A 20629-nucleotide genomic window follows, 5' to 3' on the forward strand; every position below is an offset into this window, starting at 1 on the left:
CCGTGTAAGTCTGGTCGAGGCCCAACCCCCACCCTTCATGGAGTGCATCAAATGGGTATCTCTGACCAGTTCAAGGACAAGGCCGAGCAGCTGCAGGACAAGGCCAAGGACGCCATGGGCGGCTCCGAGGGCAAGTCCGAGGAAGGCCAGGACCGCGCCAAGGACGGCATGGACCAGGCCAAGGACAAGGCGCAGGACGCCGCCCAGGACGCCAAGGACCGCTTCCAGCAGTGACGCCACCTGAACACATGTGACTGGGCCCCGTCCGGATCTCCGGACGGGGCCCAGTCATGTCGGCTCCCTGGCTCCTGGCTCCTGGCTCCTGGCTCCTGGCTCGGGCGCCTACTCGTACACGACGGTGACGGGTGCGTGATCCGACCACCGCTCGTCGTGCGTGGCGGCCCGCTCGACGAAGCCCTTCACCGCGCGCCCGGCGAGCCCCGGCGTCGAAATCTGATAATCGATGCGCCAACCTGCATCGTTGTCGAAAGCCCGCCCCCGGTACGACCACCACGAGTACGGCCCCTCGACGTCCGGGTGCAGTGAGCGGACCACGTCGACGTAGCCGCCGTCCGTAGGCTCGAAGACGGAGGACAGCCATGCGCGTTCCTCCGGCAGGAAGCCGGAGTTCTTCTTGTTGCCCTTCCAGTTCTTGAGGTCGGCCTCCTGGTGGGCGATGTTCCAGTCGCCGCAGACCACGACCTCGCGGCCGTCGGCGGCGGCCCGCTCGCGCAGGGACTTCAGGTAGGGCAGGAACTCCCCCATGAACCGGATCTTCTCGTCCTGGCGCTCCGTGCCGACCTCGCCGGAGGGCAGGTAGAGGCTGGCGACGGTGACGCCCGGCAGGTCCACCTCGACGTAGCGGCCGCTGTCCTCGAACTCGGCCGAGCCGAACCCGATCTGCACCCGCTCCGGCTCGCGCCGCGTATAGAGGGAGACACCGGCCCGCCCCTTGGCGGCGGCCGGCGCGTGCACGACGTGCCAGCCCTCGGGCTCACGCACGTTCTCCGGCAGCTGGTGCGGCTCGGCGCGCACTTCCTGGAGGCAGACGGCGTCGGCGGAGGTCTCGGCGAGCCACTCCACGAAGCCCTTCTTGGCGGCGGCCCGGAGCCCGTTCACATTCACAGAGGTCACAGTCAGCACCCCGGCACGATACCGGCATATCGAAAGACTCGACCGCAAGCTCCCGCATAGAGTTACGATGGTTCGTATGAGTATTCAGCTTCCTGGAGTCGAGGCCCCGCTCCTGCGCCCCACCTCCTTCGGCCACCGCGACGCGATCGCGCTGAACGACCGCGTCCAGCTCGAGTACGCGGAGCGGTACGGCGACGAGGGCGACGTCACGCCGCTGGACCCGACGATGTTCGAGCCGCCGCGCGGCCTCTACCTGATCGCGTACGACGCCTCGGGCACGCCGCTCGCGACCGGCGGCTGGCGCGGCCAGGAGGAGAACGAGGAGGGGTACGCGGACGGCGACGCCGAGCTGAAGCGCATGTACGTCACTCCGGAGGCGCGCGGTCTGGGTCTGGCGCGGCAGATTCTCGCGGCGCTGGAGGAGGACGCCCGGGAGGCGGGGCGTACGCGCATGGTTCTGGAGACGGGCCTCAAGCAGCCGGAGGCGATAGCCCTGTACACGTCGAGCGGTTACGAGCCGTGCGCCAAGTTCGGCCACTACCGGTTCGACGAGTTGAGCCGGTGCTTCGCGAAGAAGCTGTAGGCGTCGTCCTCACGGAGAAACGCGAAAGCCCCGACGGTTTCCCGTCGGGGCTTTCATTGCAGTGGACGTGAGGGGATTCGAACCCCTGGCCCCCTCGATGCGAACGAGGTGCGCTACCGGACTGCGCCACACGCCCTTGCAACGAGTGAAACTCTAGCACCCCGATCCGGGTGCTTGGAAATCCGTTCCCTGGCTGGTCAGCCGGGCGGGTTCCGGAGTGGTCCGGCTCACTCGTTGGCGGCGCGCGGCCTGCCGTCGGCGCCGTCGTCGAACTGGTCGAAGAGCGGCGTGCGGCCGCGCTCGCGGGAGCGGCGGGCGGAGGCGGCGCGGCGGGCGTCGCTGCGGCCGTCGTCGGCCACCGGCTCGGCGGACTCCGCGGAGTCCGGGGTGTGCTCCTCCTGCTGCTGCGCGGCCTGTTCCGCGGCGGAGGAGCGGGCGGAGCTCCACGTCTCGGGTGCGTTGTAGTCGATGCCGCCGGTGGCGCGTGGGGCGACGGGGGCGGTGACGTACGTGGGCAGGGGCACGGGGACCGGGTCCCAGCTGTCGCCGGGGCCCGGGTGGCGCTGCCGCTCGCGCTGCTGGTCGACCCACTCCTGATGGTCGGTCTGCTCGACGAGGGCGCGCCGGTCGGCGGCGAGGGCCTCGAGGCCGGGATCGGTGGCGGTCTCGTCCACCGATGGTCCTTCCTCCTGGTCCTCGGCCGCGGCGCGTGCCGCGGCCGGCTGCCGCCTGCGCGGCTGGCGCTCCCGCAGTCGCTGCGCGGCGACCTCGGCGCGGCGGCGGTCCATGACGTAGGCGTAGCGGCGGCGTTCCTGCGTGCGCAGGTAGACGATGTACGCGCTGAGGAGCAGGGCGGGGGCCGCGGGCGCCCACAGGAACGCGACGCCGCCGACGGCTGCCACGACGGCGCCGATCGTGAAGGCGGCGAAGAGCAGCACGGTCGTACGGCGGCGGCGCGCGAGCACCTTGGTGCGCCGGGCGCGCGCGGCCTGTGCCTCGGCGGCGGCGGAAGCGGCGCGGGCGGCCCGGGACTTGGCGGGCGCCGTGGGCTCGGCCGCCGGTTCGGGCTCGCGGGCGGCGGGCTCCACGCGCTCGCGGGCGGGTTCCACGCGTTCGCGGGTCGGTTCCACGCGTTCACGGGCGGGTACCGCCCGCTCGCGGTTCGGTTCCGCGAACTCCCGGGCGGAATCGTGGTGTTCACGGCTTTCGCGGCGTTCACGCCCCGCGTGCGGGGCGCGTCGCTCCCCGGAAGGAGACATGCCGACGTTCCGGACGTCCACCCCTTCGGTGGGTGCGTCCGGGTCGACCGGGTCGCCGCGCCGCTCGTCCGCCTCGGGCGAGCGCGCCTGCAGGTCCTTGGCGTACCGGCGCTCCATGCCCGCCCGGCCGGAGAGAAGCCGGATGGCGGTGCTGAAGCGTTCCGTCGGACGAGCTTCGTTCAACTCGTCCTGCCTACGGAGCCACATCGGCACCAAGTAGGCGGCCCAGGCCCCGACGATGACTGCGTAGATGAGGCCGCTGCTGCTCACGGACACACCGTAGAGGGGTTTGCACGGGGTCATCCGCCAATTGAGTCGGTGTGTCGCACGATCTGGCTGATAATCCGAGCTTTTTTGCGATCGATGTGATCAACAGGACGACCTTCGGGGGAATTCAATGACCCCTGACGGTGCCTCATCGATCAATTTCGAACATTTATTTCATTTCGAGGGGGTGCCGGGATCGACCGCGTTGGGGGCACTCGGACCTGCGGCGTTTCCACGCCGCTCGCGACGTCGACGCTTCAGGAGTCCTTCCGGGACCTCTTCGGCGGTGAGCGCGAAGACAAGATGGTCGCGCCAGGCCCCGTCGATGTGGAGATACCGTGGGCGGAGCCCCTCCTCGCGGAATCCGAGTTTCTCCACGACCCTGCGGCTCGGCCCGTTCTCCGGCCGAATACAGACCTCGATGCGGTGCAGCCCCACGGTGCGGAAGCAGTGGTCGACCGCGAGCGCGACGGCCGTCGGCATCACGCCCCGGCCCGCCACCGACTGGTCCACCCAGTACCCGACATGGCCCGAGCACATCGACCCCCAGGTGATCCCGGCGACGGTCAACTGCCCGACGAGGCGGCCCTGGTACTCGACGACGAAGGGCAGCATCCGGCCCGCGTTCGCCTCCGAGCGCAGGTGGCGCACCATTTGACGGTATGTCGGGCGGTGCGTGATCGGACCGCTCGGGGTGGGCGGCGGGATGGTCGCCTCCCAGGGGCGCAGCCAGTCGCGGTTGCGCCGGTTCACTTCGCGCCAGGCACGCTGGTCGCGCAGCCTTATGGGGCGGAGGACGACATCGCCCTCCACCAGCACGACGGGCCACGACGGGCTGTTCAGCGCGCACCCCCGGGTGCCTGGACATCGGGTCTGGGATCGCTTCTGGGGTGGTCGCCGCCGTGGATCTGGTCGACGGCGTGGGTCAGCAGCGGCCCGAGAACGGCGAGCCCGTCCTTCACGCCCCCGCTGGAACCCGGCAGGTTCACGATCAGTGTGCGCCCGGCGACCCCCGCGAGGCCACGCGAGAGCGCCGCCGTGGGCACCTTCTCCCGGCCGTACGCGCGGATCGCCTCCGGGATGCCCGGCACCTCGCGGTCGAGGACGCGGGCCGTCGCCTCGGGGGTGCGGTCGGTGGGCGAGATGCCGGTGCCGCCGGTGGTGATCACGACGTCGTACGCCGCCTCGACCGCGGCCCGCAGGGCGGCCTCCACGGGGTCGCCGTCCGGCACCACCTGGGGGCCCTCGACGGCGAAGCCCAGCTTCCTCAGGCCCTCCGCAATCAAGGGGCCGCCCTTGTCCTCGTAGATCCCGGCGGCAGCCCGGTTGGAGGCCGTGACGACGAGGGCGCGGTAGCTGTCGGTCATGCCCTGGCCTCCCGGTTCCAGACCCCGGACTTGCCCCCGGTCTTCTCCTCGACCCGTACGTCCGAGATGACCGCTCCCTTGTCGACCGCCTTGACCATGTCGACGACGGTGAGCGCGGCGACCGAGACCGCCGTGAGCGCCTCCATCTCGACTCCCGTGCGGTCCGTGGTCTTCACGGTGGCAAGGATCTCCACGGCGTCGTCCGCCACGGACAGGTCGAGCTTCACGCCGGACACGGCCAGCGGGTGGCAGAGCGGGATCAGGTCGGGGGTGCGCTTGGCGCCCATGATTCCCGCGATGCGCGCCGTGGCGAGCGCGTCCCCCTTGGGCACGCCCTCGCCGCGCAGCAGCTCCACCACGCGCGGCGAGACGAGGACGCGGCCGCTGGCGCGGGCGGTGCGCGCGGTGACGTCCTTCTCCGATACGTCGACCATGCGGGCGGCGCCCGCTTCGTCGATGTGCGTGAGCCGGCCGGTCCTGTCCTGCTGGTCCTGTTGGTCTGGCGAAGTACTCATGCTGGTGTGGCGCTCCCGATCCGAGCCGTGCGCGGTGCGGCGCGCCGGACGATTTGTGCGCGACACGCTATCGCGAGCCTCCGACAATCGGCTCTCTCAGCCCAGCAGGACCACGTCCACCTCGGTGCCCGGCTCCACCGACGTCATGTCCTCGGGGACCACGATCAGCGAGTCCGCCTGCGCGAGCGCCGCGATGAGGTGCGAGCCGGCGCCGCCGACGGGGGCGACCTCGCCGGCCTCGGCGTCGTACACGCCGCGCAGGAACTGGCGGCGGCCTGAGGGCGAGGTCAGCGCCTTGTCGGCGGTGAGCGTCGCGCGGTCCTTCGGGCGGTGCACGGTGTCCTCGGGCAGGCCCATCAGGGTGCGGATCGCGGGGCGTACGAACAGTTCGAAGGAGACGTACGACGACACGGGGTTGCCCGGCAGCGCGAGCAGCGGGGTGTGGTCGGGGCCGATGGAGCCGAAGCCCTGCGGCTTGCCGGGCTGCATGGCGAGTTTGCGGAACTCGACGCCGCTGCCGGCTCCGATGCCCTCCTCGTCGTCCGGGTCGCCGATGCCGGTCAGGGCCTCCTTGACCACGTCGTACGCGCCGACGCTGACGCCGCCCGTCGTCACGATGAGGTCGGCGCGGATCAGCTGGTCCTCGATGGTGGAGCGCAGCGTCTCGGCGTCGTCGTCGACCGCGCCCACCCGGTAGGCGATGGCTCCGGCGTCGCGGGCGGCGGCGGTGAGGGCGAAGCTGTTGGAGTCGTAGATCTGGCCCGGCGCCAACTGTTCGCCGGGCTGGACGAGTTCGGTGCCGGTGGAGACGACGACCACGCGCGGGCGCGGGCACACGCGTACGGTGCCGCGGCCGATGGCGGCGAGCAGCGCGATCTGCGGCGGGCCGAGGACGGTGCCGACGGTGAGCGCCCGGTCGCCCGCCTGTACGTCGCTGCCCTGCGCGCGTACGTGCGCGCGTGCTTCGGCGGGGCGGTGCACGCGGACCTCTCCTGAGGCGCCCTCAGGGGCCGTGCTGTGGGCGGCCATCGAGGTGACGGGGCCCGCGCCGAGCCCTCCGTCGGTCCACTCCACGGGAACCACGGTTTCGGCCCCGGGCGGCAGCGGGGCGCCCGTCATGATGCGGGCGGCCTCGCCGGGGCCGACGGTGGGCTGTTCGGCCTGGCCCGCGGCGACGTCGCCGATCACCGTGAGCACGGCGGGGAACTCCTCGCTCGCGCCCGCGATGTCCGCGACGCGCACCGCGTACCCGTCCATCGAGCTGTTGTCGAACGGCGGCAGCGACAGCGGGACCGTCACCTCTTCGACGAGCACACAGCCCTGCGCGTCGAGGAGTTGGAGCTCGATGGGGTCGAGCGCGGTGACGGTGGCGAGGATGTCCTCCAGATGCTCGTCCACCGACCAGATCTGCGCGCGGTCCGTCGTGGCACTGAAACTGTTCACTGCTGCTCCCCTGCTCCTCGTGCCGGTTTTCTGGTACTCCGGTGTTACTACCACGGGCATTGTGTGACGCCCTGGAGGTGGGGTGCCGCACCGAGGCGCAGGTCCGCCGGGGAGCGAGCGGGGTGTCAGATCTCCTCGGCGACGTAGCCGCGCAGCCAGGCGCGGAACTCCGGCCCCAGGTCCTCACGTTCGCACGCGAGGCGGACGATCGCCTTGAGGTAGTCGCCGCGGTCGCCGGTGTCGTAGCGGCGGCCCTTGAAGACGACGCCGTGCACGGGGCCGCCGATCTTCTCGTCGGCGGCGAGCTGCTGGAGCGCGTCGGTGAGCTGGATCTCGCCGCCGCGGCCGGGCTCGGTCTTGCGCAGTATGTCGAAGACGGCGGGGTCGAGTACGTAGCGGCCGATGATGGCGTAGTTGGAGGGGGCGTCGGCCGGATCCGGCTTCTCCACCAGGTCGGTGACCTGTACGACGGCGCCGTCCGATGTGGCCTGGACCGCGGCACATCCGTAGAGGTGGATCTGGGAGGGCTCCACCTCCATGAGCGCGATGACGCTGCCGCCGTGCTCCTCCTGGACCTCCACCATCTTCTGGAGCAGGGGGTCGCGGGGGTCGATCAGGTCGTCGCCGAGCAGCACCGCGAACGGCTCGTCGCCCACGTGGGGGGCGGCGCACAGGACCGCGTGGCCGAGGCCTCTGGGGTCGCCCTGGCGCACGTAGTGGATCGTGGCGAGGTCGTTGGACTCCTGGACCTTGGCCAAGCGGTCCGCGTCGCCCTTCTTTTGAAGGGCCGCCTCCAGCTCGTGGTTGCGGTCGAAGTGGTCCTCCAGCGGGCGCTTGTTGCGACCTGTGATCATCAGTACGTCGCCGAGTCCCGCGGACGCGGCCTCTTCGACCACGTACTGGATCGCCGGCTTGTCGACGACCGGGAGCATCTCCTTGGGAGTCGCCTTCGTGGCGGGCAGGAACCTGGTGCCGAGGCCCGCGGCGGGGATGACAGCCTTGGTGATCCTGGTGTGCGCGTCAGTCATGCGAGTCACCATATCCGGCTGCTATGGGCGGAATCTGTGGGTCCGCTTTGAAGGCACATATATGCGTCGAATAGGAGAGGTTTGTGACCCGGCTATGAGTCCGCACACCGATGAGCCCGCAGAAGATCCGCGCGGCGTCCACCCTGACAAGCGTTCATTGCGCAGGGAGTTCCTCCGGGTGAGGAACTCGTTGACGGAGGATGACATACGGGAGACGGAGCGGGCCGTGGCCCGCCGAGCTCTCGAACTCGACGAGTTGGCGAACGCCCGCACGGTGGCGGCGTATGTCTCCGTGGGCGGCGAGCCGGGGACGGGCGCGCTCCTCGACGCCCTTCGCGCGCGCGGGACGCGCGTACTGCTGCCTGCCCTGCTGCCCGACAACGACCTGGACTGGGGCGCGTACGACGGGGCGGCTTCGCTCACCACGGTGCGACACCCGGGAAAGATGGCCCTGTTGGAGCCCGGCGGCGAGCGGCTCGGCCCCGCCGCCGTCCTGGAGGCGGACGCGGTGCTGCTGCCGGGGCTCGCCGTGGACGCGCGTGGGATGCGGCTCGGCCGCGGCGGGGGCTCGTACGACCGGGTGCTCGCTCGCCTGGAGGCAGCCGGTGCACGGCCCGCACTGGTCGTCCTGCTCCACGACAGCGAGGTCGTCGCGCACCTCCCCCAGGAGGCGCACGACAAGGCCGTGGACGCGGTGGTGACGCCCTCGGGCGTGCGGCGCTTCTGACCACCGCACCGCACATGCGAAAGGGGCCTCACGCGCACGCGTGAGGCCCCTTCGGTGTTGATCCGGCTACGGCTTCAGGACCAGCGAGTCCTCGGTGCTGTCGCCGACGGCCTTCTCGGAGAAGTGCCACGGCAGCAGGTCACCCTTGACCCACTTCTCGGTCTGGTCCGTGTAGTGGTCGCTGAAGGTGTGCCCCGAGGCGCCCGTGAGGTTGATCCACTTGGACTTGTCGAGGTCCGCCATGTTGACCACCATCCGCATGGACGGCACCCAGTCGACTCCGTAGCCGCCCGCGGCGTTCCAGCCGGTCGCGTTCACGGCCGCCTCGCCGCCGCCCAGCTTCCAGGGGCCGCGGTTGAGCACGTACTGCAGCCAGCCGGGGCCCTCGGTGCCGAGGGTCTGGTTCTTCAGCTCCAGCTTGTGCAGCCGGCCCCAGCTCCAGGTGTCGATGTCCTTGCCGAGCTTGGCCGTGAGGTCCCAGCGGGCGTCCTCCATGGCGCGCTTGAACAGCTGGTCACGGTTCTCGGTGGGTTCGTTCGTGCGGCTGCCCGGCGTCTTCCACCAGTCGTTCTTCGGATCCTTGATGATCTTTCGGACGACCTCGAACCAGCGGTCGCCGCCGTCCGGCTGCGCCGAGTGCGTGTCCCGCTCGCCGCACTCGCGGACCTTGCGGTCCTCGTCGGCGGGGCCCGACTTGTCGACCGGCTCGACGCTCAGGCACTGGCCCTCGACACGCAGCTCCTTGGGCAGCTTGTTGCCGAAGGCGAGCTTGAGGATGTTGCGCCACACGGAGTTGAAGTACGCCGCGGCGGCCGAGTCCGGGTTCTGGGTGTAGTCCCAGTTCTCCAGGAGCTGCTGCGCGTCCCTGACGTCCTTGTCCTGGACGTCGATCTTCTGCAGGTAGGGCACGAGCAGCTTGGCGATCTCGCTGCTGTTGTCCATCTGCATGGTGCGCATGTCGTCGGTGGAGATCTTCCCGCCGTCCTTGATCTTCGACTCGATCAGGTCGGTGATGCGCTGGCTGCGGGTGCCGTAGCCCCAGTCCTTGGTCAGCGTGTACGGGTAGCTGTCGTCGACCACGGCCTGGTTGGCGGTCACGATGTAGCCGCGCTTCGGGTTGAACTCGTAGGGCAGCTCGTCCTGCTTGATGTAGCCGGTCCAGCGGTACTTGGAGTCCCAGCCGGGGGACGGCAGCGAGCCGTCGCCCTCGCCGCGGGTCGGAATCCGGCCCGGCAGCTGGTAGCCGATGTTGCCCTCGGTGTCGGCGTAGGTGAGGTTCTGCGAGGGCACCTGGAAGTCGGCGGAGGCCTTGCGGAACTCCGACCAGTTCGACGCCTTGTCGAGCCCGAAGACGGCGTCCATGGTGTTGCCCGGCTGCAGCGCGGTCCAGCGCAGCGCGATGCCGTAGCCGTCGCCGCGGTCGGGGGCCGCCGCGTCCACGCCGGCCTTCTTGCCGACCTTCACGAGTTCGGAGTTGCGGTCGGACAGCAGCGGCCCGTTGTCGGTCTCCCGCACCGTGATCGTCTTGGAGTCACCGCCGGCGACCTTGATGGTCTCCTTGCGGGTCTTGAAGGGCACCGTCCTGTCGTCGACCAGGTAGCCGTCGCCGCTGAACTTCTCCAGGTAGAGGTCGGTGACGTCGACGCCCGAGTTGGTCAGGCCCCAGGAGATGTTCTGGTTGTGGCCGATGACCACGCCCGGCATGCCGGCGAAGGTGTAACCCGACGTGTCGTACTGGCACTTGCTGGAGACGCTCGTGCAGTGCAGGCTCATCTGGTACCAGACGGACGGCAGTTGTGGCGCGAGGTGCGGGTCGTTTGCGAGCAGCGGCTTGCCGGTGATGGTGTGGTCGCCCGAGACCACCCAGGAGTTGGAGCCGATGCCGTTGCCGTTGGGGCCGAGGCCCGCCGAGTCGGGGATCTCGTCCAGGACCTTGGAGAGGCCGCCGAGCTGGCTCTGGAGGCCGCTGGGGGCCCCTGCGTCGCCCGTCAGGCCGGTGCCCGCCGCCCCGGTCGACTGTGTGCTCGTGCCGCCCGAGGACGCGTCGTACGACTTCGTGGCGCTGTTGTACCCGCCCTCCTGCACGATCGGCTTGTGCCGCGTGTAGGGGTAGTCGGGGTACAGGTCGGCGATCTGCTTCGGGCCGAGCCGGCTCGTCATCAGCGAGCGGTCGATCTCTTCCTGCATATTGCCGCGCAGGTCCCAGGCCATTGCCTTGAGCCAGGCCACCGAGTCCACGGGGGACCACTTCTGCGGCTTGTAGTCGTTCTCGAAGCCGAGCGCGACGTATTCCGCGGAGATGTCCTTGCCGCTCTTGCCGCCCAGATAGGAGTTGACCCCCTTGGAGTACGCCTGGAGGTACTTCTTGGTCGAGGGCGACAGCTTGGTGTCGTATTCCTTCTGCGCCACCCGGCGCCAGCCCATGGTGCGCAGGAACTCATCGGTCTTGACCTGGCCCTTGCCGAACATCTCGGAGAGCCGACCGGAGGTCGTATGGCGCCGCACGTCCATCTCGTAGAAGCGGTCCTGCGCCTGCACGTAGCCCTGCGCCATGAACAGGTCGTGGTCCGTGGACGCGTAGATCTGCGGGATCCCGTAGCTGTCCCGCTTGACCTGCACCGGCCCGTCGAGCCCGTCCAGTTGGATGGACCCCGTCGTCTGCGGCATGGACGCGCGGACGCTGTCGACGCTCCAGTAGGCACCGAATCCGAGGCCCGCGAGGACGGCCAACACGAGGACGATGACGATCAGTCGGGCTCGGCGCCCCTTCTTCTTACCGGGTGGGCTGCCGGCAGAGGCATTCGTAGTGGAGGGCATCGGCGGGATCCTTGCTGTCCTTCGCTGGCTGCGGGCGAGAGCAACCTTACGAGCAGTGCGGTGCGGCTCCGGACGCGGAGTCGGGAAGCAGGGTTCTACGAAGAGCGGCGTGACGAAACCGGCATCAAGAAAGCGTTAACGATTAGGTAAGGTAACGAAGTAACTTCCCTGTCGCAGTTTCCCTCCTGGAAGGAACAGCCCCTGACTGTCCACCAGCTCAACCAGCTCCTGCTCGTCGGCGCACTCGTGCTGCTCGTGGCGGTCGCCGCCGTGCGCATCTCCTCGCGCAGCGGACTGCCGAGCCTCCTGCTCTATCTCGGCATCGGCGTCGTCATGGGCCAGGACGGGATCGGTCACGTCGACTTCAGCAACGCCGAACTGACGCAGGTCATCGGCTACGCGGCGCTCGTCGTGATCCTCGCCGAAGGCGGTCTGGGCACGAAGTGGAAGCAGATCAAACCCGCGCTCCCAGCGGCCGCCGCCCTGTCCCTCGTGGGCGTCGCGGTGAGCGTGGGAGTGACGGCCGTCGGCGCGCACTACCTGGTGGGCCTCGAATGGCGACAGGCACTCATCATCGGCGCGGTGGTCTCCTCCACGGACGCGGCGGCGGTCTTCTCCGTTCTACGTAGGGTGCCGCTTCCGGCACGCGTGACCGGCGTCCTGGAGGCGGAGTCCGGCTTCAACGACGCCCCTGTCGTCATCCTTGTCGTCGCGTTCTCCGCCGCGGGCCCCATAGAGCACTGGTACGTCCTCATCGGCGAGATCGCCCTGGAGCTCGCGATCGGCGCCGCCATCGGGCTCGCGGTCGGCTGGCTCGGCTCCTTCGGCCTGCGGCACGTGGCCCTGCCCGCCTCCGGCCTCTACCCGATCGCCGTCATGGCCATCGCCACGTCCGCGTACGCCGCGGGCGCCATGGCCCACGGCAGTGGATTCCTCGCCGTCTACCTGGCGGCGATGGTGATGGGCAACGCCAAGCTGCCGCACTGGCCGGCCACCCGCGGCTTCGCCGAAGGGCTCGGCTGGATCGCGCAGATCGGCATGTTCGTCCTGCTCGGCCTGCTGGTCACCCCGCACGAACTGGCCGACGACATCGTGCCCGCGCTCCTCATCGGCCTGGTCCTCACGATGGTCGCGCGCCCCCTGTCGGTCGTCGTCAGCCTGGTGCCCTTCCGCATACCGTGGGCGGAGAAGGCCCTCATGTCATGGGCCGGGCTGCGCGGCGCCGTACCCATCATTTTGGCGACGATCCCGATGGTCACGGGCGTCGCCGACAGCCAGCGGATCTTCAACATCGTCTTCGTCCTGGTCGTCGTCTACACCCTCATCCAGGGCCCCACGCTGCCGTGGCTCGCCGGAAAGCTGCGCCTCGCCGGCTCCTCCGACGCCGCCGACCTCGGCATCGAATCGGCGCCCCTGGAGCGGCTGCGCGGGCACCTGCTGTCCGTCTCCATCCCGGAGAGCTCGCGGATGCACGGCGTGGAGGTCGGCGAGCTGCGGCTGCCCAAGGGCGCCGCCGTCACGCTCGTCGTCCGCGACGGCACCTCGTCCGTGCCCGCCCCGACCACCGTGCTGCGCCGGGGCGACGAACTCCTGGTGGTCGCCACGGACCCGGTGCGGGACGCCGCGGAGGCGCGCCTGCGGGCCGTCGCCCTCGGCGGCAAGCTGGCCGGTTGGTTGGGTACCGCGGGCCCGGAAGCCCGTTAGCATGGATGCACAGACCATGTACGACCGACTCTGCCTGACGTAGAGCCGGCGCGACCGCAAAGCGGCCGCGGTCCCCTTGCAGCGCTGTGCTTCACAGCGTTCGATCTGCTTGGCCCAGGGCCTCTCCTGGCGCGGACCGTAGGTATCACTCGGTTCCCGGCGCATGAGGACGGCTCTCGGCGCGCACCCCTCGACCAGGAGGACAGCGCGCTACCAGGCGGCAGAAAGGCGAGGGCCGTGCCACAGAAGGACACGGTCACCGATCCCGGCACCCAGCGGGCCGAGCGCCCCGGCTACGGGCAGCTCCTGCGCACCCGCGGGGCCTGGACGTTCCTGCTTCCCGGCTTCGCGGCGCGCCAGCCGTTCGCGATGCTCACGATCTCCATCGTGCTGCTCGTGCAGCACACCACCGGCTCCTACGGCACCGCCGGCGCGGTCTCCGCGACGACCGGTGTCGCCATGGCGCTCTTCGCGCCCTACAGCGGCAAGCTGGCCGACCGCTTCGGGCAGCGAGCCGTACTGCTGCCCGGCGTGCTCGTGCACTCCGCGGCCGGGCTCACGCTCACCGCGCTCGCCCTGTCCGGGGCGCCCACGTGGGCGCTGTTCGTGGCCGCCGTACCCACGGGTGCCTCGACCCCGCAGATCGGGCCCATGGTCCGTTCCCGCTGGGGCGTGAAGCTGCAGGGTTCGCCCCTGATGCAGACGGCCGCCGCCTTCGAGTCGGTCACCGACGAGTTCACGTTCGTGCTCGGCCCGCTGTTCGCGACGGCCCTGTGCACCGGCATCGACCCCGCCGCGGGCCTGATCACCGAGGCGGCGCTCACGCTCGTCGGCGGCCTCCTGTTCGCCGCCCAGAAGGGCACCCAGCCCCCCGTGGCCGGCCTGGAGGGGCACGCGCGCGTGCAGAACGCCTCCGCGCTCCGCGTCCCCGGTGTGCGCGTCCTGATCGTCACGTTCCTCGGCATCGGCTCCGTCTTCGGCGGCATGCAGGTCTCGCTCGCCGCGTACACCGAGGCGATCGGCGAGCCCGGCCTCAACGGCGTCCTCTACGGGATCTTCGCCGCCGGCAACATGCTCTCGGGCCTCGTCTGCGGCGCCATCGCGTGGAAGATCTCCCCGCAGCGCCGGCTCCTCGTCGGCTACACGGCCCTCGCCGTCATGGCCTCGGGGCTGTGGGCGGCGCAGTCCGTGGTGCTGCTCGCCGGGCTCGGCCTGCTGGTCGGCGTGTGCATCGCGCCGTCCCTGATCACGGGCTACACGCTGGTCGACAAGATCGTCCCCGCGGGCTCCCGCACCGAGGCCTTCACCTGGCTGACCGGGGCGGTCGCGCTCGGTCAGGCGGCCGCCGTGACGGTGTCAGGACAGCTGGAGGACCGCTTCTGGGACGGCGCCGGATTCCTCGTCCCGATGGGCGGCACGGTGCTCGCCCTGGTGGTCATGTTCCTGCTGCGCTCGCGGCTCGCGCCGCCCTCGACGGGACGGACCGTGGCACGTGGTGTGGGTCACCGCGAGCCCGTGGCAGTGGACTGATCCCGCGGAATAGGTCACTATGGATCGTCGTTAGCACTCATCGAGTGAGAGTGCCAGGAGGAAGACACAGTGCCGACTTACCAGTACCAGTGCACCGAGTGCGGCGAGGGCCTCGAGGCGGTGCAGAAGTTCACCGATGACGCCCTGACCGAGTGCCCCAGCTGCAACGGCCGCCTCAAGAAGGTGTTCTCGGCCGTCGGCATCGTCTTCAAGGGCTCCGGCTTCTACCGCAATGACAGCCGCGGCTCCTCGTCGAGCAGCAGCCCGGCGTCGGCCTCGAAGTCGTCGTCCGGATCCGAGTCGTCGTCCGGTTCGGAGTCGAAGTCCTCGGACTCGAAGTCGTCCTCCGACTCGAAGCCGTCGACGTCCTCTTCGTCTTCGTCTTCGTCTTCGTCGAGCTCGTCGAGTTCTTCGACGTCCTCCGCCGCGTAACCACGCCGCGAATTCTTACGAGACCCTGTCGTCATCCGACGACAGGGTCTTCGGCGTTCCCGACGTGACTACTGTGCTGACCATGGGGACCAACGCGAGCAACGTGAACGCAAGCGCCGGCGCCGAGATCGGTGTGATCGGCGGCTCCGGCTTCTACTCGTTCCTGGACGACGTGACGGAGATCAGCGTCGACACCCCCTACGGACCGCCGAGCGACTCGCTCTTCCTCGGTGAGGTGGCGGGGCGCCGGGTCGCCTTCCTGCCCCGGCACGGCCGCGGCCACCATCTGCCGCCGCACCGCATCAACTACCGCGCCAATATGTGGGCGTTGCGCTCCGTGGGTGTGCGCCAGGTACTCGGCCCGTGCGCGGTGGGCGGCCTGCGGCCCGAGTACGGGCCGGGGACGCTGCTCGTGCCCGACCAGTTCGTGGACCGTACGAAGTCGCGGGCGCAGACCTACTTCGACGGGCATCCGCTCCCGGACGGGACCGTGCCGAACGTCGTGCACGTCTCGCCCGCCGACCCCTACTGCCCCGCGGGGCGCAGGGTCGCGGTGAAGGCGGCGCGCGGCAAGGACTGGGAACCGGTGGACGGCGGGACGCTCGTGGTGGTCGAGGGGCCGCGGTTCTCCACCCGCGCCGAGTCGCAGTGGCATGCCGCCATGGGCTGGTCGGTGGTCGGGATGACCGGGCATCCCGAGGCGATGCTCGCCCGTGAACTGGAGCTCTGCTACACGTCGTTGACCCTCGTCACGGATCTGGACGCGGGCGCGGAGAGCGGCGAGGGCGTCTCGCACGACGAGGTGCTCCAGGTGTTCGCGGCCAACGTGGACCGGCTGCGGACGGTGCTGTTCGACGCGGTGGCGGGGCTGCCGGCGGACGCGGAGCGGGACTGCCCGTGCGCCGGGGCGCTGGGCGGGATGGATCCGGGTTTCCGGCTGCCGTGATGCTGCCCTGAGGCTGCCGTGATGCTGCCCTGAGGCTGCCGTGAGACCTGAATATCCCCTCGTGAGGCCTGAATCTCCCCTTCGGGTGAGGGAGTTGTCCACAACCGCTCGGTAGTGCACGGGCTCCGGCGGGATGCGGCGCGGAGGCGGATGGTGGTCGGCGAGACGGGCGCGGTGCCCGTCCGGCCCGACCGATCCGCAGGCGGTGGCGACTGTGTCCGCATCTGTACCCGTCCCGTACCAGCTCAGCATTCCCCCGACGTCCGAGGTGCCGCCCTTCCCTCCCGTGCACGTACGCGGCGCGCGGTGGCGGCCGGGGCGCGCGGGCAGGCGCCGGCACCGGCCGGCCGTGGCGGCGGGGCTCGTCCTGACCGCGGCGGCGCTGGCGGTCGCGGTGCCGTCGTCCGGCGCGGGAGGCGGGCCCGAGCCCCCGCACGCGGCGGCGCCGGGCGGGCGGGCCGACGCGTCCGCCGTGCCGGTGTCGGCGCCGGTGCGGATCGCGGACGCGGGGGCGGTACGGCTGCTGCGACCGGGCGACCGGGTCGACGTGGTGGCGGCGCGGGCGGACGGCGGGCCGGGGGTGCGGGTGCTCGCGTCCGGCGCGCGGGTGGCGTCCGTGCCGAAGCCGAGGCCAACTCTCGGTCAAGGCGGCGATATCGGCGAAACCTCGACGACGGGCGGGGCGTTGGTGGTGCTGACGGTGGAACGCGCGACCGCGGCGCGACTCGCGGGCGCCGGAGCCGCTTCTAGGTTGGCGGTGACGGTGTGGTGACGTATATCTCCGCAAGTCCCCCGTTCGAGCTACCGAATTGGACAGGTCTGACCCGAACTGTCGTAGGTTGCGGAAGCGTTTGCTCCACTACCTGGACATGTGAAGAGAGGCCTTCTGGTGAGCGAGAACAACGGACCGAGCCTGTGGGAAGGCTTCAAGGCCTTCCTCATGCGCGGGAATGTGATCGACCTGGCGGTCGCCGTGGTCATCGGCGCCGCATTCACCAACATCGTGAACGCTGTGGTGGAAGGGGTCATCAACCCGATCGTCGGAGCGTTCGGGACGCAGGACCTGAACAAGTACGCGTACTGCCTGAAGGGCACGTGCGAAGCCGGCAGCGACGACAGCATTCAGATCATGTGGGGCACTGTCCTCAGTGCCGCCATCAGCTTCCTGATCACGGCCGCCGTCGTGTACTTCCTGATGGTGCTGCCGATGGCCAAGTACCTCGCCCGGCAGGCCGCGAAGAAGGCCGAGAAGGAAGGCACCCAGGAGGTGCTGGAGGTCTCCGAGCTGGAGGTGCTCAAGGAGATCCGCGACGCGCTCGTGGCGCAGCGCGGCTCGGGGCACACCGAGCCCTAGCGGGTCTGGCCGCGGCCCTTCAGATGTGGTGGGGCGGCTTCTCGTCGAGGAAGCGGGCCAGGTCGGCGGCGCTGTTGTCGCCGGCTGTCGGCCGCTCGCCCCAGCCGCGGTCCGTGTCGTCGGAGGACTGCGCCGTCAGCGGATCGTCGAAGATCAGCGCGGCCTTGGGGTCGCGCTTCTTGGGATCGCGCTTTTCGGCATCGCGCTTTTCGAGGTCGCGCTTCTCGGGGTCCGGGGCGGGGCTGCTCATGGCTCCAGGGTACGTCGCCGGGAGCGACGGCCCCCGGCGTGCCGGGTCAGACGGCCGTGAGGCCGTGGGACTCGAAGATCGCCTTGGCGGAGGCGACCTGCTCGGGGGTGGGCGAGGGGGTGTCGTGCAGCGTGAAGGTCTTGCCGAGCGCCTGCCACTTCGCCTCGCCGAGCTTGTGGAAGGGCAGCACGTCGACCCGGGAGACGTTGCCGAGGGAGCCCGCGAACGCGGCGACGCCCTCGATATTGGCGGGGTCGTCGGTCAGGCCGGGGACGAGCACGAAGCGCACCCACACGTTCTTGCCGAGGTCGGCGAGGCGGTGCGCGAAGTCGAGGGTCGGCTGCAGCGGGCGCCCGGTGACGTGCTTGTAGGTGGCGCGGTCCCAGGACTTGATGTCGAGCAGCACCAGGTCCACATCGCGCAGCAGGGCGTCGGTGGCGCGCACGCCGAGGAAGCCCGAGGTGTCGAGGGCGGTGTGCAGGCCCAGCTCGTGCTTGAAGCGGTGCAGCAGCTCACCGGCGAAGACCGGCTGGAGCAGCGGTTCGCCGCCGCTGATGGTGGCGCCGCCGCCCGCGGCCTCGATGAACCGGGTGTACTTGGCGGCTTCGGCGACGATCGCGTCGGCCGCGGTGCGCTTGCCGTTGCGCATCTTCCAGGTGTCGGGGTTGTGGCAGTACAGGCAGGTCAGCGGGCAGCCGGAGAGGAACGTCACGAAGCGGGTGCCCGGCCCGTCGACGCCGGTCGACAGGTCCCAGGAGTGCACCGAGCCCTCGATGGGGCGGTGGGTCGCGGCGGCGGCCGGGGTGGCGGCGTCGTTCGCGCCGAGGTCACTCGCGGTCCGGGTGAGCAGCACGGTCATGGCGTTCCTCCTCGTGTCCTTCAGGGTGTCCCGGTCGGGAGGACCGGCTCAGAGGGAGCCGTGGAAGGTGCGGTTGATGACGTCCAGCTGCTGCTCACGCGTCAGGCGGACGAAGTTCACCGCGTACCCGGAGACCCGGATGGTCAGCTGCGGGTAGTTCTCCGGGTGCTCCATGGCGTCCTCGAGCGTCGCCTTGTCGAGGACGTTGACGTTCATGTGGAAGCCGTCGCTGGCCATGAAGCCGTCGAGCACGCCGGCCAGGTTGCCGATCCGCTCGCCGGGGGTGCGGCCCAGGGCGTCCGGGGTGATCGTGTTGGTCAGCGAGATGCCGTCCTCGGCGTCGTCGTAGGGCAGCTTCGCGACCGACAGGGCGGAGGCGATGTAGCCGTGCTCGTCGCGCCCGTTCATCGGGTTGGCGCCGGGGGCGAAGGGAGTGCCGGCGCGGCGGCCGTCCGGGGTGTTGCCGGTCTTCTTGCCGTAGACGACGTTCGAGGTGATCGTGAGCACCGACTGGGTGTGCACGGCGTTCCGGTAGGTCGGGTGCTTGCGGACCTTCTCCATGAAGCCGTGGACGATGCGCTTGGCGATCTCGTCGACGCGGTCGTCGTTGTTGCCGTAGGCCGGGTAGTCGCCCTCGATCTCGTAGTCGACGGCGAGGCCGGTCTCGTCACGGATGACCTTGACGTTCGCGTGCTTGATGGCCGAGAGGGAGTCCGCGGCGACCGACAGACCCGCGATGCCGCAGGCCATGGTGCGCAGGATCTCCTGGTCGTGCAGGGCCATCTCGATGCGCTCGTAGGCGTACTTGTCGTGCATGTAGTGGATGACGTTGAGCGCGTGGACGTAGGTCCTCGCCAGCCAGTCGAGCATCGCGTCGTACTGCTCGGCGACCGTCTCGTAGTCGAGGTACTCGCCCTCGATGGGTTCGAAGCCCTCCACGACCTGCTTGCCGGACTTCTCGTCGCGGCCGCCGTTGATCGCGTAGAGGAGCGCCTTGGCGACGTTCACGCGGGCGCCGAAGAACTGCATCTGCTTGCCGACGGCCATCGCGGAGACGCAGCAGGCGATCGCGGTGTCGTCGCCGTACTTGGGGCGCATCAGTTCGTCGGACTCGAACTGGATGGCCGAGGTGTCGATGGCGACCTGGGAGGCGAAGTCCTTGAAGCCGCGCGGCAGTTCACGCGACCAGAAGACCGTCAGGTTCGGCTCGGGGGCCGGGCCGAGGTTGTAGAGGGTCTGCAGCGCGCGGAAGGTGGTGCGCGAGACGAGCGGGCGGCCGTCCTCGCCGATGCCGGCCATCGACCAGGTGACCCAGGTCGGGTCGCCGGAGTAGAGGTCGTTGTACTCGGGGGTGCGCAGGAAGCGGACGATGCGGAGCTTGATGACGAAGTCGTCGATGAACTCCTGGGCCTCGGACTCGGTGATCCGGCCGGCCTCGATGTCGCGCTGCAGGTAGATGTCGAGGAAGTTGTCGATGCGGCCGATCGACATGGCCGCGCCGTTCTGCTCCTTCACGGCGGCGAGGTAGGCGAAGTACAGCCACTGGACGGCCTCGCGGCCGGTGCGGGCCGGGCCCGAGATGTCGTAGCCGTACGACATGGCCATGGCCTTGAGCTCGTTCAGCGCCTTGATCTGCTCGGAGATCTCCTCGCGGTCCCGGATGACGTGCTCGGTGGGCCAGGCGGCGCTGAGCTTGTCCTTGTCGGCCTGCTTGGCGGCGATGAGACGGTCGACGCCGTAGAGGGCGACGCGGCGGTAGTCGCCGATGATGCGGCCGCGGCCGTAGGCGTCCGGGAGGCCGGTGATGATGCCGGAGGAGCGGCAGGCGCGGATCTCGGGGGTGTAGGCGTCGAAGACCCCCTCGTTGTGGGTCTTGCGCAGGTGGGTGTAGATCTCGCGGACCTCGGGGTCGGCCTCGTAGCCGTACGCGTTGAGGGCGCCCTCGACCATCCGCCAGCCGCCGTTGGGCATGATCGCGCGCTTCAGCGGGGCGTCGGTCTGGAGGCCCACGATGAGGTCGGTGTGATCGGCGGCGGTGCCGTCGATGTAGCCGGGCCGGAAGGCGTCGATGCGGGACGGGGTCTTCGCGTCGACGTCGTGGACGCCGCGCTCGATCTCCGCGGGGAACATCCCGAGGAGCTTGTCCCATACGGCAGTTGTGCGTTCGGTCGGTCCCGCGAGGAAGGAGCCGTCACCCTCGTAGGGGGTGTAGTTCTGCTGGACGAAGTCGCGGACGTCGACGGCGTCCCGCCACAGCCCTCCCTTGAAGCCGTCCCAGGCCTCGCCGTGCGTCGTCTTTTCCGCGGGAGTGGCAGTCATCTGCGGCACCTTCCCCATCTCTTCGACCGGTGGGTTGCTACGTGTTCATTGCACTCCTGCGGGGCTCGCCGGAGGGGCGGCAATGGTCCTGAGTT

20 protein-coding genes and 1 tRNA gene are annotated in these 20629 nt (G+C 70.0%); 9 read left to right on the top strand and 12 right to left on the bottom strand.

Features of this window, described 5'->3' with window-relative positions; all coding sequences use genetic code 11:
- The first annotated feature begins 51 nt into the window (after window positions 1–51).
- Window positions 52–234, top strand: a complete 183-nt coding sequence (locus tag OG746_RS02285) for a hypothetical protein (RefSeq protein WP_266711126.1) — start codon at window positions 52–54, stop codon at window positions 232–234.
- A gap of 108 nt (window positions 235–342) precedes the next feature.
- Here the strand turns inward: OG746_RS02285 and OG746_RS02290 are convergent, their stop codons facing one another.
- Window positions 343–1143 carry an exodeoxyribonuclease III gene (locus OG746_RS02290; RefSeq protein ID WP_266711128.1) on the bottom strand — a complete coding sequence of 267 codons (801 nt, stop codon included), beginning with the start codon at window positions 1141–1143 and terminating at the stop codon, window positions 343–345.
- A 67-nt stretch (window positions 1144–1210) separates the two neighbouring features.
- Between OG746_RS02290 and OG746_RS02295 the strand changes: the two genes are divergently transcribed.
- Window positions 1211–1717, top strand: a complete 507-nt coding sequence (locus tag OG746_RS02295; RefSeq protein ID WP_266711130.1) for a GNAT family N-acetyltransferase — start codon at window positions 1211–1213, stop codon at window positions 1715–1717.
- 62 nt (window positions 1718–1779) lie between these two features.
- On the opposite strand, the gene OG746_RS02300 is transcribed toward OG746_RS02295, so the two are convergent.
- The 7 genes from OG746_RS02300 to galU all read right to left on the bottom strand — a co-directional run bounded on the left by OG746_RS02300 (window position 1780) and on the right by galU (window position 7596).
- Window positions 1780–1853: transfer RNA gene (locus OG746_RS02300), tRNA-Ala, on the bottom strand.
- Window positions 1854–1944: 91 nt separating this feature from the next.
- Window positions 1945–3246, bottom strand: coding sequence for a divisome protein SepX/GlpR (gene sepX / locus OG746_RS02305; RefSeq protein ID WP_266711132.1), 1302 nt, complete (start codon window positions 3244–3246; stop codon window positions 1945–1947).
- Between the two features lie 171 nt (window positions 3247–3417).
- The gene (locus OG746_RS02310) at window positions 3418–4062 is read right to left on the bottom strand and encodes a GNAT family N-acetyltransferase (protein ID WP_266711134.1); all 645 of its coding nucleotides are present in this window, start codon (window positions 4060–4062) and stop codon (window positions 3418–3420) included.
- Window positions 4063–4082: 20 nt separating this feature from the next.
- The gene (locus tag OG746_RS02315; protein WP_266711136.1) at window positions 4083–4610 is read right to left on the bottom strand and encodes a MogA/MoaB family molybdenum cofactor biosynthesis protein; all 528 of its coding nucleotides are present in this window, start codon (window positions 4608–4610) and stop codon (window positions 4083–4085) included.
- Window positions 4607–5125 (bottom strand): cyclic pyranopterin monophosphate synthase MoaC, encoded by a 519-nt coding sequence (moaC, locus tag OG746_RS02320; RefSeq protein ID WP_266711138.1) that lies wholly within the window; start codon window positions 5123–5125, stop codon window positions 4607–4609. Before moaC ends, OG746_RS02315 begins: the two co-directional genes overlap by 4 nt.
- A gap of 96 nt (window positions 5126–5221) precedes the next feature.
- Window positions 5222–6628, bottom strand: a complete 1407-nt coding sequence (gene glp, locus OG746_RS02325) for a molybdotransferase-like divisome protein Glp (RefSeq protein WP_524540363.1) — start codon at window positions 6626–6628, stop codon at window positions 5222–5224.
- Window positions 6629–6693: 65 nt separating this feature from the next.
- Entirely contained in the window at window positions 6694–7596 is a 903-nt protein-coding gene (gene galU / locus OG746_RS02330) for a UTP--glucose-1-phosphate uridylyltransferase GalU (RefSeq protein ID WP_266711142.1), read from the bottom strand.
- 94 nt (window positions 7597–7690) lie between these two features.
- Here galU and OG746_RS02335 point away from each other — a divergent pair, with 94 nt between their 5' ends.
- Complete coding sequence (locus tag OG746_RS02335) at window positions 7691–8323, top strand: 5-formyltetrahydrofolate cyclo-ligase (RefSeq protein ID WP_266711144.1); 633 nt, start codon at window positions 7691–7693, stop codon at window positions 8321–8323.
- 66 nt (window positions 8324–8389) lie between these two features.
- On the opposite strand, the gene OG746_RS02340 is transcribed toward OG746_RS02335, so the two are convergent.
- Window positions 8390–11140, bottom strand: a complete 2751-nt coding sequence (locus OG746_RS02340) for a penicillin acylase family protein (protein WP_266711146.1) — start codon at window positions 11138–11140, stop codon at window positions 8390–8392.
- 168 nt (window positions 11141–11308) lie between these two features.
- Here OG746_RS02340 and OG746_RS02345 point away from each other — a divergent pair, with 168 nt between their 5' ends.
- From OG746_RS02345 to mscL, 6 genes are all read left to right on the top strand, one after another.
- Window positions 11309–12844, top strand: a complete 1536-nt coding sequence (locus OG746_RS02345; protein ID WP_443063218.1) for a potassium/proton antiporter — start codon at window positions 11309–11311, stop codon at window positions 12842–12844.
- A gap of 237 nt (window positions 12845–13081) precedes the next feature.
- A complete protein-coding gene (locus OG746_RS02350) occupies window positions 13082–14374 on the top strand; it encodes an MFS transporter (RefSeq protein ID WP_266711150.1) in 1293 nt (430 codons plus the stop codon).
- Window positions 14375–14443: 69 nt separating this feature from the next.
- Window positions 14444–14806, top strand: coding sequence for an FmdB family zinc ribbon protein (locus OG746_RS02355; protein ID WP_266711152.1), 363 nt, complete (start codon window positions 14444–14446; stop codon window positions 14804–14806).
- Window positions 14807–14888: 82 nt separating this feature from the next.
- Entirely contained in the window at window positions 14889–15752 is an 864-nt protein-coding gene (locus OG746_RS02360; RefSeq protein WP_266711153.1) for an S-methyl-5'-thioadenosine phosphorylase, read from the top strand.
- A gap of 214 nt (window positions 15753–15966) precedes the next feature.
- On the top strand, window positions 15967–16524 hold the full coding sequence (locus tag OG746_RS02365; RefSeq protein WP_266711155.1) for an RcpC/CpaB family pilus assembly protein: 558 nt from the start codon (window positions 15967–15969) through the stop codon (window positions 16522–16524).
- Window positions 16525–16641: 117 nt separating this feature from the next.
- The gene (mscL, locus tag OG746_RS02370) at window positions 16642–17106 is read left to right on the top strand and encodes a large conductance mechanosensitive channel protein MscL (protein ID WP_426903118.1); all 465 of its coding nucleotides are present in this window, start codon (window positions 16642–16644) and stop codon (window positions 17104–17106) included.
- 19 nt (window positions 17107–17125) lie between these two features.
- On the opposite strand, the gene OG746_RS02375 is transcribed toward mscL, so the two are convergent.
- The 3 genes from OG746_RS02375 to pflB are packed head-to-tail and all read right to left on the bottom strand — an operon-like array spanning window position 17126 to window position 20534.
- Window positions 17126–17356, bottom strand: coding sequence for a hypothetical protein (locus OG746_RS02375; RefSeq protein WP_266711157.1), 231 nt, complete (start codon window positions 17354–17356; stop codon window positions 17126–17128).
- Window positions 17357–17402: 46 nt separating this feature from the next.
- Window positions 17403–18215, bottom strand: a complete 813-nt coding sequence (pflA, locus tag OG746_RS02380; protein ID WP_266711159.1) for a pyruvate formate-lyase-activating protein — start codon at window positions 18213–18215, stop codon at window positions 17403–17405.
- Window positions 18216–18263: 48 nt separating this feature from the next.
- Window positions 18264–20534 (bottom strand): formate C-acetyltransferase, encoded by a 2271-nt coding sequence (gene pflB / locus OG746_RS02385; RefSeq protein ID WP_266711161.1) that lies wholly within the window; start codon window positions 20532–20534, stop codon window positions 18264–18266.
- Window positions 20535–20629: the final 95 nt, after the last annotated feature.

The organism is Streptomyces sp. NBC_01016 (genome assembly GCF_026341035.1).
Lineage (GTDB): Bacteria > Actinomycetota > Actinomycetes > Streptomycetales > Streptomycetaceae > Streptomyces.

Excerpts from the sequence above, each read along its gene's own strand:
- OG746_RS02285 (WP_266711126.1), top strand. The coding sequence starts at position 52 with ATGGGTATCTCTGACCAGTTCAAGGACAAGGCCGAGCAGCTGCAGGAC.
- OG746_RS02295 (WP_266711130.1), top strand. The coding sequence starts at position 1,211 with ATGAGTATTCAGCTTCCTGGAGTCGAGGCCCCGCTCCTGCGCCCCACC.
- OG746_RS02315 (WP_266711136.1), bottom strand. The coding sequence starts at position 4,610 with ATGACCGACAGCTACCGCGCCCTCGTCGTCACGGCCTCCAACCGGGCT.
- moaC (WP_266711138.1), bottom strand. The coding sequence starts at position 5,125 with ATGAGTACTTCGCCAGACCAACAGGACCAGCAGGACAGGACCGGCCGG.
- glp (WP_524540363.1), bottom strand. The coding sequence starts at position 6,628 with ATGCCCGTGGTAGTAACACCGGAGTACCAGAAAACCGGCACGAGGAGC.
- galU (WP_266711142.1), bottom strand. The coding sequence starts at position 7,596 with ATGACTGACGCGCACACCAGGATCACCAAGGCTGTCATCCCCGCCGCG.
- OG746_RS02335 (WP_266711144.1), top strand. The coding sequence starts at position 7,691 with ATGAGTCCGCACACCGATGAGCCCGCAGAAGATCCGCGCGGCGTCCAC.
- OG746_RS02340 (WP_266711146.1), bottom strand. The coding sequence starts at position 11,140 with ATGCCCTCCACTACGAATGCCTCTGCCGGCAGCCCACCCGGTAAGAAG.
- OG746_RS02360 (WP_266711153.1), top strand. The coding sequence starts at position 14,889 with ATGGGGACCAACGCGAGCAACGTGAACGCAAGCGCCGGCGCCGAGATC.
- OG746_RS02375 (WP_266711157.1), bottom strand. The coding sequence starts at position 17,356 with ATGAGCAGCCCCGCCCCGGACCCCGAGAAGCGCGACCTCGAAAAGCGC.
- pflA (WP_266711159.1), bottom strand. The coding sequence starts at position 18,215 with ATGACCGTGCTGCTCACCCGGACCGCGAGTGACCTCGGCGCGAACGAC.
- pflB (WP_266711161.1), bottom strand. The coding sequence starts at position 20,534 with ATGACTGCCACTCCCGCGGAAAAGACGACGCACGGCGAGGCCTGGGAC.